Annotated in this window: 9 protein-coding genes; all 9 read right to left on the bottom strand. The window is 44.4% G+C overall.

Features of this window, described 5'->3' with window-relative positions; all coding sequences use genetic code 11:
* Positions 1 to 22: 22 nt before the first annotated feature.
* A complete protein-coding gene (locus AB4114_RS14875; RefSeq protein WP_441989136.1) occupies positions 23 to 3244 on the bottom strand; it encodes a golvesin C-terminal-like domain-containing protein in 3222 nt (1073 codons plus the stop codon).
* A 78-nt stretch (positions 3245 to 3322) separates the two neighbouring features.
* Positions 3323 to 5020, bottom strand: a complete 1698-nt coding sequence (locus tag AB4114_RS14870; RefSeq protein WP_441989135.1) for an extracellular solute-binding protein — start codon at positions 5018 to 5020, stop codon at positions 3323 to 3325.
* A 47-nt stretch (positions 5021 to 5067) separates the two neighbouring features.
* Positions 5068 to 5958 carry a carbohydrate ABC transporter permease gene (locus tag AB4114_RS14865; protein ID WP_441989134.1) on the bottom strand — a complete coding sequence of 297 codons (891 nt, stop codon included), beginning with the start codon at positions 5956 to 5958 and terminating at the stop codon, positions 5068 to 5070.
* A gap of 17 nt (positions 5959 to 5975) precedes the next feature.
* Positions 5976 to 6872 (bottom strand): ABC transporter permease, encoded by an 897-nt coding sequence (locus AB4114_RS14860; protein ID WP_441989133.1) that lies wholly within the window; start codon positions 6870 to 6872, stop codon positions 5976 to 5978.
* Between the two features lie 202 nt (positions 6873 to 7074).
* Positions 7075 to 8751, bottom strand: a complete 1677-nt coding sequence (locus AB4114_RS14855) for a response regulator (RefSeq protein ID WP_441989132.1) — start codon at positions 8749 to 8751, stop codon at positions 7075 to 7077.
* Entirely contained in the window at positions 8745 to 10520 is a 1776-nt protein-coding gene (locus AB4114_RS14850; protein WP_441989131.1) for a sensor histidine kinase, read from the bottom strand. The genes AB4114_RS14855 and AB4114_RS14850 overlap by 7 nt, the downstream gene beginning before the upstream one ends.
* A 169-nt stretch (positions 10521 to 10689) precedes the next feature.
* Positions 10690 to 12012 (bottom strand): Gfo/Idh/MocA family protein, encoded by a 1323-nt coding sequence (locus AB4114_RS14845; RefSeq protein WP_441989130.1) that lies wholly within the window; start codon positions 12010 to 12012, stop codon positions 10690 to 10692.
* A 64-nt stretch (positions 12013 to 12076) separates the two neighbouring features.
* Positions 12077 to 13021 (bottom strand): SGNH/GDSL hydrolase family protein, encoded by a 945-nt coding sequence (locus tag AB4114_RS14840; protein WP_441989129.1) that lies wholly within the window; start codon positions 13019 to 13021, stop codon positions 12077 to 12079.
* A 19-nt stretch (positions 13022 to 13040) separates the two neighbouring features.
* Positions 13041 to 13373 (bottom strand): hypothetical protein, encoded by a 333-nt coding sequence (locus AB4114_RS14835; RefSeq protein ID WP_441989128.1) that lies wholly within the window; start codon positions 13371 to 13373, stop codon positions 13041 to 13043.
* Positions 13374 to 13662 lie beyond the last annotated feature (289 nt).

The following is a 13662-nucleotide window of genomic DNA, read 5'->3' as shown; positions in this document are numbered from 1 at the left end:
TTCAGTCCCCCCTTTTAAGAACTTAATTTTTGGTGAACTTCACTGCATCGGCAATCACATAGTTACTGTTCGCATTGTCAGTAAGCTCAACATACCCTGTAGTCCCTAACGCAAAGTCATAAATGCCAAGTAAAATCCAATTACCTCCAGGTGATGTCTGCTCGTTGACTAAAATCGTTTGGGAGCCGCCATTGTAGTACACGGTGAATGGTGCATTGGAAGCCCGATCACCATTCCCATTCGGCAACCGATAATACACTTTGTAATTGCCCGCCTCCGTAATGGTTGGTCTCCAGCGAATGGAATCCGCTCCAGTTCCTGTTGCATTGACCGCATATTCCGAACCATAATAATTAGGGAGCGAGGCCGACGAGTTCCAGCTACCTGTCTTCTCAGCTTGGGGGTTATCAATGATAATACTGCCGTCCGTAGGCGTTGCCAGCGCTCTGGTGGAGTGCACACTCGTCAACGTGCTGCTTGTAGCCGTGACAACGTAATCATAAGCAGTTCCATTAGATAAACCTGTGTCCGTATAAGCGGGAGACACCAGATTGGCTGCGATCTGGGCATATGGCCCGCCAGCGACAGTACGCCTCTTAACCGCATAGCTGGTGGCCCCAGGTACACTTCCCCAACTTAAACTCACTTGTGAATCTCCTGCAACCTCCAATAAACCTGATGGCGCAGGCACAACCTGCGTTGAAGAGTACGCAAAGAAATTATCGAATACAGCGGTGACAGAATCCCCATTTTGTCTTGCTTCACCTGTCAGCATGATGCTGAAATCATTATTCCAGGTAACCGGAACACTTGCATACTCCACATCGTCAACTAAGAAATGAACGTTGCTGCCGTCATGAACAAGCTTAATTTCATGGTCACCATGATCCGAATTCGTATACACGGTAACATCACTGCCGTCATTTAAATTATAGGCCCATACCCCTGTATCGCTATTTTGACTAAAATGAATATTCTCTGTATAGGTACGCCACAGCTTAATTCCGCTGCGATACCCCGACCCCGTGCCATTCGCAGAGACCCGATCTACTTTCACGGTTAGTGGAGAACTTGCCGTCGCCTGAAAAAATGGAATGGATTGCACCCCTTTGCCACCCCAGTAATTTACACTGGTCGTACCGGAAAATGTCAAAAATCCACTGGATTGGCTGGCACCAATGCCAGTCACAGCTGTCGACCGAAATCCCTTGTCGATGACTCTCCATTTTGTTAAATCAATTGCCGTGCCGTTAAAATTATCAATAAAATAATTGCTCGGTGTGACTTCACTCGAATTTCCGTTTTCTCCGTAGGCACCTTCGGCAGAGACGACATAGTAATAGAGCGTATCATTCGATATATCAGAGTCTACATAAGTAGTTGCCGTCACACTTGAAGCAATCACCGTGTAAGGTCCGCCTGGAGTCGTACTTCGTTTAACGTTATAACTAGATGCCCCTTGGGAAGGCCGCCAACTTAAATTCACATTCGGATAATCGCCAACTGCTTTGAGTCCAAGCACTTTGAACTGAATCACAGCTAATCCATATACACTTGGATCGCCGACTCTCGTTGCCTTAATAATGGTCTGGGGCATAGGAGGCATGGCGTTCGGCGCAGTAAATGTCCCGCTGGTCGAGATCGCTCCTTGCGATACATTGCCAAGCACAGACCATGTCGTTCCGTACGTGCTGCCAATGACTGTATCATTGAAAGTAGCTGTACTTCCAAACACAGCAGAAATTTCTCCAGGCGTAATCTCAATCTGCTCCGGTTCCCCAACCGTCGTGTATACGGCTACACTATTAGCAGGCAGATTCGTATCACTAAAAAGGCTTCCAACACTCGTCCAAGAGGCATCGCTAGGTATCGTTATAGCTCCTGGTGTAGGCACCAACGTACTGGTATACAAATGCCGACTAACAGTTTTGTTTATACTCGAATTAAACTGAATGTCTACACTTTTGCTCGCTGAAGAACTGCTGTTAACAACATATACCGTGTACTCACCATCGGCTCTTCTCACTGACGTTACATGCAAGTCAGGATCATCCGACGTTGTCGATAGCACCTGCGCATGCGAACCTGTAAAAGTAGAGAACAAGCCAAGCGAATAATACGAATACCGAGGCATCGTTGATTCCGGTAGCCATGGCCAAGCTCCAAAAGTAGTATCGATAAAATTCAGCGGATCGACCAGCTGTTGATCGGCAAGGCGCCAATATAGCATACTGGATACGCCATTTCGCATTCCGGATACCATTAAATCTGCAAGATTAAAACCATACTGAAAGGTACTACGGTCTTCATTGGTCCCACGAGCTGCAAATTCGGTCAAAATGTGTGGTTTCCCCGTAGGCGCGATATAACTATTGCGAGTTGAAAGCCAAATCGGCAATGTGCTGTAATCCATGTTATAAGCATGACCATCATAAATATCGAGAACATCATTCATATACGTCGCTGCATACGCTGTCCATTCTGAACTCGAACCGGATTCATCAGGCCCGACTAACTTTATCGCGGAGCGCATGCCGTCTGCAATTAACCGATCGTGAATAGCTTGGTACATGTCCTTGTAATAGTCCTTTGGATCAATGCCTGCTGGTGTCTCGAAATCACCACCACTTGGTTCATTGTAGGACATCACATACTTAATGTTATCATATCCCTTTACCGTAATCAGTTGGTGCAGCGATGCCGAAACCCATTCGGCCCACTCATCCAGATCGTTCGGGGCGCTATTGACTGGACTCGGTAATCCGCTGAATGCGAGCCAACTCTGTACGGCAGCATCCATCTTCCAACCGGCGACGAGCATGACATCGATTTGTTCTGACTTTAGGAAATCAAGTACTTTGTAGACAGACTGCATTTTAGCACTGTTCGTCTGCATATTCGACCAGTTCGTGACGTCAGGGTCATTGTTATCGTTCGCAGGCTCCATCCAATCGGTCTGATACCACACGCGAACAAGGCTCGGATGCAACTTGGCTACCCGCTGTTTCTCCACTTCCCACCAGTCATCATTGAAACCATTGGCTACAGCTTCGCTCATGAACTGCGTAGGATCAAACTCGCCACCGAATCCGAGGAAATCATTGTTAACAATAGAAGATGTATCTATGGTTACTGTTGAGCCAGATGCATATGCAGAAGATGCCCCAAACATAGCCGTAATCGCGAAAGCCACCAACATAAAGGTCATTCTCACCCTTTTTACAAGCCATCCATTACATCTCATTATTTCATTTCCTCCTTTTTAATAAGGGAATGTTGTTTGATTGGAGGACAGAACGATTCTGCCCTCCAGCAAATTTTGTTAGTTACCTTGATTTTTTTTGTACGCCTCGTTAGCCTCCTGTTCGATCTTGCTTCCACCTGACAGTTTCCATTGCTCAACAAACTTATCAAAATCAGAGATCGGTGCTGCGTTCATAATAATTTTGGTAAAAACTTCCATTTGCATTTTCGTTAGCGTTGCAAGTTTATCGACCATCGTTGGTGTCGGCGAATAGATAAATTCGTCAAAAACAAATGTTTTCTGCTTATCATACTGATCAATGACTTTAAAGGCACCCTCTGGCCCAAACGTCCGATCTGAATACCACATCTTGTAATCACCATTTCTAAACTTGGTAATGCGGTCAAAGTGAACAGAGGCAGGGAAATCAAGTTTGCTGCCATCCCCTGTCTTGAGCGCGTCGACAACTTTATACCAAGCTTCTAGATTAAGATTAGGTGACTCTAGTTGAACCGGCGCAAATTTGGCAGGGAAAATCCCGTCTTTCGCAATAAAAGGATTAACTGACCCGGAATAATCGGTTTCAATATATTTTTTCAAATACGTGTTCAGCAGCTTGATAACAGCTTCCGGGTTCTTCACACCTTTTCTTACAACGATAAATGTTTCTGCCGTTGGATTCGCTTGTACCTTCGCCGGGGCTGAGTCTACGGAGACGATTGGATACGTCTGCCAAAGCGGATAAGCGGCATCCTTGTTTTTCTCATAATTAATGTCATACGTTTTGCCTGGTGGATCCCACAGATGCCCGTATATTAAGCCGATTTTCTCCGCATTCACATCTTCCAGAATCTTGTTCGTGTCCTTGACGGAAAATTCTTTGTCTAGGACGCCGTTTTTATACAAATCCTGAAGCTTCTGCAACGCGACTTTCATTTCTGGCTGCACCGAACCGAATACAATTTTACCCGATGCGTCTTTTACCCAATAGTCTGGATAAGCATGGTACCCGTTAAAAAAGCCCCTGACCGAACCAAAATTCTGCAGCATCTCTTTGTTAATGGCCAGACCGTATGTGTCGTTTTTTCCGTCCCCATCCGGATCCATCTTGCTAAACGCTTCTGCAATTTTCATCACATCATCCATCGTCTTAGGCGGTGAAAGGTTCACTTTTTTCAGCCAATCGGTTCTAAGCCAGATCATTTCAGTCGAAGCAACGCCCCCGTTTGAGGCTGTATGCGGAATTGCCATCAATTTACCGTTCACGGTCGAGGCTTTGATCGCAGCCCCACCATCGACTGTGAGCGTTTTCTTCGCAAAGGGACTCCCATACTTTTCGTAGACAGCAGTCAAGTCTTCAAGCGCTCCTTCGTCTACGAGTCGCTGCATGGTCACCTTGTCGACTTCAAAGAAGTCAGGCAAACTGCCCGAAGCAATCGTTACATTTAATTTCTGGTTGTATTGCGACTTGTCCACAACCCACATATTTTTCACTTTTATGCCAAGTTCATCTTCAAAAATACCGTTCCAAATATTCTTATCCAGCGACTCTCCGTCTTTAAATTTAAACCCGGCATCAGTAAATCGTACCGTCGATACTTCAATAGGCGGATTGTACTTACCATTGGTTGGCGTTGCGGACTGCGAATTGGCTTCTTTCGATGGTTCTGATGGACTTGGACTCCCCTTTTCATTCGTATCACTGCTGCATGCGGAAAGCGTCATAAGAGCAGAAATCAGAACCATATTCAGCACGTTGACATGTTTAACTTTCATTTTCAATCCCCCTGGGAATAATATGTTACCTACCGATTTCATTGAACTTAACCTTTTACACTGCCTACAACAATTCCTTTGATAAAGAAACGCTGAAGAAATGGATATAAGAGCAAAATGGGAAGCGCACCTAAAAAGATTTGTGCTGACTTTGCCGTCCGACTTGAAACATCCTCAAATAACTTCATATTAACCAAATCCATGCTCCCCATTATGGTATCAACTTTATTGACGATGGTGTACAGATAGCTCTGAAGCGGATAATTTGATGGTGAGTTCATGAAAATAAGTCCATCGAACCAGGCGTTCCAATGACCTACGGTAGCAAATAGCGTTAAAGTCGCGATGGATGGCATGGATAACGGAACGTATACTTTCCATAAGATCCTCATATATCCTGCCCCGTCGATGAAAGCGGCTTCCTCTAACTCTTTAGGAATTCCTCTAAAAAAGTTCAGGAGCAGCACGACATTAAAGACCGGAAGGGCATGTGGAAGAATTAGCGACCAAATGGAATCAAGCATGCCTAGCATCTTAACTGTCATATACAAAGGAATAAGACCACCCGAGAAAAGCATCGTAAATACCAATATCCAGACATACACAGTCCGACCTTTAAACTCAGACGATTCCTTAGACAAAGGATACGCTGCCAAAACAGTTAGTACCATATTCACTGTCACCCCGAGCAGAACCCGCTTCAGGGTTACAAGCAACGACAAGAGAAATTCTGACTTTCGAAGAATGAATTCGTACGATATGAATGTAAAATCTTTTGGCCAGAGCTTAACAAATCCTGCAGAAACCGCAAGATTGGAGCTAAGTGAAATCGCGAGTATATGAATCAGCGGAAGGATACATAAAACCGCCAGCAGGATCAGAAACGTATAATTGAGCACAACGAACAGCCATCTCGACCAAGAATAACGATCTACCAAGTTCAACTTCCTTCTCTCTAAAAGATTCTATAGTTCGCAATCCGGTAGGCAAGATAGTAGGACACGGAAATGAGTACTAGCGAGACTACCGACTTCATCATGCCAACTGCTGTTGCCACACTGTATTGTGCGTCGATCAAGCCAATCCGGTAAACAAAAGTATCAATAATGTCACCACTTTGATAGACTACTGGACTGTAGAGATTAAACACTTGCTCAAAGCCGGCATTCAATATGCTGCCGATGCTTAACGTAGCCATCAGGACAATGATCGGCGCAATACCCGGCAGTGTGATATGAAGCGCACATTTCCAGCGATTCGCGCCATCGATAACAGCCGACTCGTAGAGCGACGGATTAATACCCGAAATAGCGGCCAGATAGACAATCGTACTGAAACCAAATTCCTTCCATTCATTGGACAACACCAGTGTAAAAGGAAACCACTTATTATCGCCAAGAAAAAATATCGGATCGATGCCAATCGCTTGAAGCAACTGGTTCACAATCCCTGCCGATGGGGACAAGACATCCACTAAGATGCCTCCCAAGAGTACCCAGGACAAAAAATGCGGTAAATAAACTAGTGTCTGGATACTTCTCTTGACGAACGTAATGCGCATTTCATTTAAGAGCAGCGAAATGACTATGGGCACCAGGAGCCCCGCTATAATTTTCATAACGGCGATGATGATGGTATTTAGAGTTACTTGGAAAAAGTCGGGTAAATGTATGACATAGCGAAAATTATCAAGTCCTACCCAATTCGAACCCAATATTCCCTTAGAGGGCACATACTTTTCAAAAGCCATCACCAAACCGAACAACGGAATATAGCTGAAAATCAGGACTGTGATAATGCCTGGCAATACCATAAGATGTAAGGAAGCCTTGGAAGCCCATCGATTATTCATTACTTTTCTCTCACCCCCTTCGTTATGCCCTGCTTATCTTTTATAATAAAAGGTATAGGGATGTAAAAATACGAGACATTTCCTACTTCCTTATCTTCTCTCTTGAACTTAATGAAATCTCTATGCCTCCACGCAAAAATACCGCCGAATCAACATCAACGAGAGGGCTCGCATGTCCGGCGGCAGTTCATTCACGCTGCATTTAATTCATTTCGCGATATTCAATTGGCGTTGAACTAATCAGTTTCTTAAATACTCGGGTAAAATAAGGCGCCGATTCAAAACCAACCTCGCAGGCAATTTCGTGGATTTTCATTGTTGTGTTTTTGAGCAGCTGCTTTGCACGCACCATTCGTTGTTCGGTAACATAATCCGTCAGGTTATTGCCGGTAAGCTGCTTATACAACCGAGACAAATACGGCGGACTGAGATAGACGACCTCGGCCAATCGCGTAAGTGTCAAATCCTCCCTCATAAAATCATGCACATATTGATGTAAAATACGGATCATTTCATGGGTTCTTTCTTGCTGCAGTCTACCGTTGTAGTCAGCCGCCATGACCCCTAGCTGTCGAAAATAGGCTAATGCAGCCTCCCAAGAACTGTGGTTATCGAATTGCACAAATTTATCCAACTTCATTGGAGCGCCAAGCTCGTCAATGAGATTTCGACGACTCATATAGGAGAGAAAGAAGGAGGATAGATTTGCGAACATTTCCATGGTTAAATAGTTCAGCTTTGTCTCGGACAATTCCATGTTGCTCAGCAGAGTAAACTCATGGAATTGTTGAACGAACTGAGCTTTATCTCCGCTATCCAAATGAGCCTCCAACAAGTCTAGTTTCCGCATATGGTTCCGTACCGCCATCTCTGCGAAAAAAGTTTTACTGGAACGTTCTAGCCCCGCTGCGTCTGAACTAGGCTCCACTACCAGCTTCTCCTCGCTTCGAATCAGTCCGCTGCTAAGATTAAGCTTGAGCGAATCGAATTGACCTGCCGCCTTCTCCCACGAACTTGGAGTTGAACTTAGCATGAGAGAGATCGGCAATTTTAGCAGCTGGCTGCAGGTCGCTTGAATGGATTCAGATGTTCCTTTTACGAATTGCCGTACACGCTCCCAGGCCATCTCAGCTTCTTCCCCTTGAGGGAGTGGGAATAGCTTGGGTTGAATGAACCAGACGAATCGAAACCGATCGTACAACAGAAATACAAACCGAAACTTGTCTGCCAGATACTCCTCTGCAATGTTTTGAATGGAGTATGATAACAACGTTCTATCTGACGTTGACAGATTCTTTCCCCAGTCGTCGACCCTCCCTACTACGAGGTAAACGTCATGCATGGGATCCAAATGAATGCCTAATTCCGTGAACCGTTTCACTCTTGCAGCCTCAGAACCCATTTCCCCGCCTAGCATTTCCATGAAGTAATCGCGCCGCATGGCTGGAATTGCTTGCTGCATTAGCTCTTTGGCCTTCTTCAAAATACTCCCCTCATGCAGTTCGGTTTTGATCTCCTCCGCCGCTTTTTCAATCGCTTGAAAGATGAGTTCATCGTCTTCTGCCTTCAGGATATAGTCCATTCCCCCCTTGCGGATCGCTTTCTGAATGTACTCGAAATCATTGTATCCGGACAGAAAGATGATCTTGCACCGAGGCCATAAATCCAGCACATGGTCTGCCAACTCAAGACCGTTCATGCCAGGCATGCGGATATCCGTTAGCAAGATATCTAGTCGGCGTTCTCGTATCCGCTCCAAAGCTTCATTGCCTGAATAGGCTTTATTAATCGTTAATTCGTACTTGCCCCACTCTTCAAGCGCATTTGATAATAAATTGACTGCCACAGATTCGTCGTCCACAATCATTAAATTTAGCATGGTTTCCCCTCCTCCTTGTCAATTCGGATCGTCAAGATTACGCATAAACCTCCACCTGACTTCGGTCTTACTTGAATACCCGATTCATCACCGAATTTTAATTGCAACCGCCGGTTCACATTCATCATCCCGCTGACATCGATATTTCCAGTTGGATTGGTGAACCGATGATTCCATATCGCCATGTCTTCCACCGTCATGCCAATACCGTTGTCTTCGATTAGGATTTTTAAAACTTTTTCGCCCGCCTCTACCGTAATGGTTAGCTCCCCATTTGCCAAAGTATGCTCGAGTCCATAGTTGTAAGCGTTCTCGACCAGCGGCTGCATAATTAATCGTGGCACGAGTAGATGATGCTTATCCTCGGGCAGCTCAGCAATGGATACTTTTAAGCGATTGGAAAATCTAACATTCTGGATCTCCATATACATGCTCACGTGATGCCATTCTTCGGAGAGCGGTACATCTTCCCCAGCTTTCTTCGTAATATAGCGAAAATAATCACCTAAATATTTGGTAAGCCTCAAACTGTTCTCATAGTCTTCATCTTTCGTGATGCGATACAACAAGTACAAGCTGTTATAGAGAAAATGGGGCTTAATCTGCGACTGCAGCTGATTTAATTCTGCCTGCTGCTTTTGCAGCTGTTTTTCATATACCTCGTAAATCAGGGTTCTTAGTCTGTCTGCCATCTGATTGAATTGCCTATAGAGATAGTTGAATTCATCCCTACTCTTGTGATGCAGGACAAGGTTCAGATTGCCTGACTCCATATGGCGGAAGGCACGTACCATTTTAGAAAGCGGCTTATGAATGACCTGATAGATCCAATAAGAAACGAGCACAATCAGTACAATGGTTGCGATGGACATAAGAAGAATGAACTTCTTATATTTCTGCAGCGGCCCAAGTATATCTGACTCCGGCACGAACACAAGCAGTGTTGTGTTCGAATCTGAAGCGTACTCAAAGGCCGTAATATAGTTTTGATTGTTCACCCGGATGTTTTCGATCCATCTCCCGTTTACTGATTGCTTAGCCACCTGACTTTGAACACGCTCAATAATTGGCGTCATAGCTTCATTGTTCTCATCGCTCGAAATCCTCCATGCATCACTGACGAGAGCCGATCCGCTCTTTTTGAAGCTAGAAATTTGCAGGAGGAAATTTCGTAGTTCATTCACGGAAATCTCAGTCTCCAGAACAAATACGGGATCACGTTCAGGCGTTACTGCTTTGGTGGGGTAAAATTCCCGTATAAACAGCTTGCCATCTCTAGCATATATAGGCGTACCGTTCGTAAACAGCTCTCTTTCTTTTTTTAATTGTTCAATTTGACCTAAGGGGAGCGTTGTTGTGAGATCATCAGTGCTTATGATTCGTTGAAGTGACGGGATATAAGCTTTAGCAACAGTTGCGTAGATGCCGGAGCTCTTAATAAGATTCAACTTAAGTTGAAGTTGTCGCATCATCAGTGAACGGTCGTAGTCAGGTAGACCTTCTCCAATTACACTGAGGTTTAACAAGTCATCATCAACCACATATTGACGTTGAAGTTGAATCATCCGATCGATTTCTTTGTTAAGGGAATTATGGTAGAAGCTGATTTGTGCTTGGAGCGAGGAAGAAATTTCATTGCTGACAAGGTGTGACCCGGACTCATTGCTATGAATGGCCATCGCATACACAGGTAATATCATAATGAAGAATAAGGCCAACAGCTTTGTAAAAATGGAAAACCACCAATTCTGCCAGTTTAATTGCATCATGTTGGAATAACCCCCAATCGTGCTCAATATTCCCTACTAATTATTTCCAGTATAGTTGACAGAACTATTCGACAGAAACTCACAATTTCCTCTTGCGTCAAAATGTCAAAAAAATCCGCTCGAGCATTTCGAATTGCTCGAGCAGACGTTTTAGTTCTATCTATTTCGTTTATGCATTGCCGACTAAAGAGCTAATTTCCACAATCGTATTCTCAGATCTTGAGCGTTCTGCCGCAAAGCCGATTTGGTGGCCATAAATCGATTTCTCCAGAGATGTCGAAGACAGAGAAGGTTTATCTCCCCGTAAAGTACGAACAAAATCAGCAACCAGCCGCAAATCGCCGCCACCATGCATGTCGGATGTGACATTCGTCTCGATCCGTTCTTCCTTGTATAAATGACCAGGCCTTGTATCTGGTTGCCTAACCAAGAAGTAACCATCCTCCATCGTACCGGAAATTTCACCTTTCGTCCCCGTGATATGAATCGTCCTACATGACTTGGAGGTGGCGCCTGTTAGATTATGCGATGCAGTACTTCCGTCTTCGAATTCGATGATGACTGTCTGATGATCGACAACATCATTATCACAGCGCCATACGCACCGCCCGTATGGGTTGGACATTCGTAGCGATTTAATTTTTTCTTCGTGGGTTGGATTACTGCTGACATATCGATTGTCCCAAGCATAAATGCCCCATAAATCTTGTTCGATATACATTTTATTCGCGGAATATGTACATGTGGCTTCAATTGGACAATCAACAAGACACCTTGTGCCAGCGCCTTCCGGGGCTTTGTCCGTTCGAAACTGGAATAATCCTCCGAAGCTACTCACCTTCTTCGGTCGTATGCTGCCTTTCATCCAAGTAATGATATCTAAGTCATGGCAGCATTTGGCTAATAACATGGAGGAATCGCAACTCGCTTTACTATTCCATTTCCCTCGTACGAAAGAAGTCGCCATGTGGTGGTAGCTGACATTTTCTTCTGTCTGAATGGCGATGATATCCCCGATGATTCCGCTTTCGATTTGCTTGCGAATTTCCAAATAAAAAGGAGCATAACGCAATACATGACAAATCATCACGGACCGATTAGAGGAGTTCGCTGCTTCGTACAATTCAAGTACTTCCTTTTCACTTACGCCGATCGGCTTCTCTAACAGAACATCGTACCCCGCCTTTAAAAGTGGCAGCGTTGTTTGAAGATGGAGTTGATCCATCGTCCCATTAATAGCGGCATCCGCTATTTGGGGATGAACAACAAGTTCCTCAATGGATGCAAAGCAATTGTCCGGAGAAATACCGAAACATTCTGCCGTTAATTGCCGGCGTTCCAGGTTAGGCTCAACAACACCAACGATTTGCAATTCATCTGGATGCTCTAAGGCATAAGAAGCATAAATCAAACTTCGGTTGCCTGCGCCGATAATAACAGCCTTTATAGGCTGATCTTCCGACATACGGGATGGACCCCATTTCATATCCATATTCTTGTCATCTTACCTTTCTGATTTTAGACATCGCTTCTGAGCTGCTTATATCAACCAATCATCAGATACTTGGGACGATGAACTTCTTAATAATTTCCTGATAAAACAAGGCAGCGAGTACACCTTGTCCTGCATCGCTTGGGTGTACGGTATTCTCTTCCTTATTAAATGAAGTGATTCCTAGCGTTGGGCTATACATGTCCACACACGGAACCCTTTTCACCGCGCATGCCGCTTTCACTTCATTTACTTTGACGATGTTTTGTGCCGCTGTGTAGTAGGTATTATATTGAATCGTGGCCATGATGATATCGGCATTAGGGAGGTAAGCTTTCATTTTATCTAAACCAATTTCTAAGGAAGCCTGCGGATTCAGATTATTCATGCCTGTTAGCCATAAGACCAAGTCCGGGTTTCTAGATGCTACAACAGACTCTATCACATTGGTAATAGTGCTGACATCCGCTCCGGATAAACCATGGATACTAACAGGACGACACAGCATCTGCTGCAGCTTTCTACCGTATAAGTTGTCTGGTCTTGTAATGACATTAGCTCCGAAAGTAATGGAATCACCGATGCAAACGATACTTTTATACTGAGATTGCTGCGGTTGCACCATTTCGGAATACAAATAATCAATTGAAATGCAGTTGCCTGTCGAGCTGGGATTTCTCGTATCTTTCTTACGAATTTCTAGGGTATGGAAACCCGCTGGCAGTTCAATTACCGGATAGATTAAAGTTCCGTACTGCGCTGTGGGAGCATAATAATCCGCTTCACCATGAAGAAACCCATCAATATAAATGTCCGCTTTACCGAAGGTTGGCGCCTTCATGGCATAAATTTCTATGCTTGTACAATAGGCATTCCATGTTGCCGACGCATTAGCTGTAGCAGTCCCATCTGATTCATGCCTGCTATCCATGCTTGCATTCGTTGTAAAGACATGTGTCCATGTGCCCGAGTAGCTCAAAGCCATATCCTGAATCTTCATCCTCGCCATCACAGCAGCCTCCCTCTCATCACCAAATTGGTACTACCCAGATTGTCCATTTGCCAGTTAGATTCGCACAAGTTACCTTTACAAATCGTGAAACGTCATCCATGACATAAGAAGTTGTCCCGTTAATTCCGATCTTCACCGCATTGACGCTTAATTCATTCGTATACATTCCGTTTTCATTCGGCGCGCCGCTTATCGTAACATCAATACTGCCTGCAACGTTTGCCTGCACATAGATTCTGCATCTAGAGTACCCTTTTAAATCCATGGGATTGCTGATTAGCGTCGAACCCGTCGGTAAATAAACAAACGACTCCGGCGGTGCTGGGTGTATGCTAGCGTGATCGTCCATTATCTATCACTCTCCTTAAAATTACTTTTTGCTCTGCTTCTCTTAAGAGTAAAATATGCGGTCATGCAAATCTACGAGATTCTATAAACATTCTTATCTTCTCTTGTCCTTTTTGCGAGCAGATCGATCATTTTCTAAAAAAAAACTACGACTGACCAATTGACTAACAGGTAATTCCAAATCCTCTGTCGAATTAGTTAATAGCTAATTTGACGGAGGTCTTGCTCTATGCCATTACCAAAAAACCGAATCATTCCTGAAAAGAAAGTTTACTTTCACCCTGAATGAA

The sequence above is a fragment of the Paenibacillus sp. 2RAB27 genome (assembly GCF_052115445.1).
Classification (GTDB): Bacteria; Bacillota; Bacilli; order Paenibacillales; family NBRC-103111; genus Paenibacillus_E.
Note: the sequence above shows the minus strand (reverse complement) of the source record. Positions and strands in the feature narration are given on the sequence as shown.

Coding starts and splice junctions, on each gene's coding strand:
- AB4114_RS14860 (WP_441989133.1), bottom strand. CDS start 6,872: ATGAATAATCGATGGGCTTCCAAGGCTTCCTTACATCTTATGGTATTG.
- AB4114_RS14835 (WP_441989128.1), bottom strand. CDS start 13,373: ATGGACGATCACGCTAGCATACACCCAGCACCGCCGGAGTCGTTTGTT.
- AB4114_RS14840 (WP_441989129.1), bottom strand. CDS start 13,021: ATGGCGAGGATGAAGATTCAGGATATGGCTTTGAGCTACTCGGGCACA.
- AB4114_RS14850 (WP_441989131.1), bottom strand. CDS start 10,520: ATGATGCAATTAAACTGGCAGAATTGGTGGTTTTCCATTTTTACAAAG.
- AB4114_RS14855 (WP_441989132.1), bottom strand. CDS start 8,751: ATGCTAAATTTAATGATTGTGGACGACGAATCTGTGGCAGTCAATTTA.
- AB4114_RS14875 (WP_441989136.1), bottom strand. CDS start 3,244: ATGAGATGTAATGGATGGCTTGTAAAAAGGGTGAGAATGACCTTTATG.
- AB4114_RS14870 (WP_441989135.1), bottom strand. CDS start 5,020: ATGAAAGTTAAACATGTCAACGTGCTGAATATGGTTCTGATTTCTGCT.
- AB4114_RS14845 (WP_441989130.1), bottom strand. CDS start 12,012: ATGGATATGAAATGGGGTCCATCCCGTATGTCGGAAGATCAGCCTATA.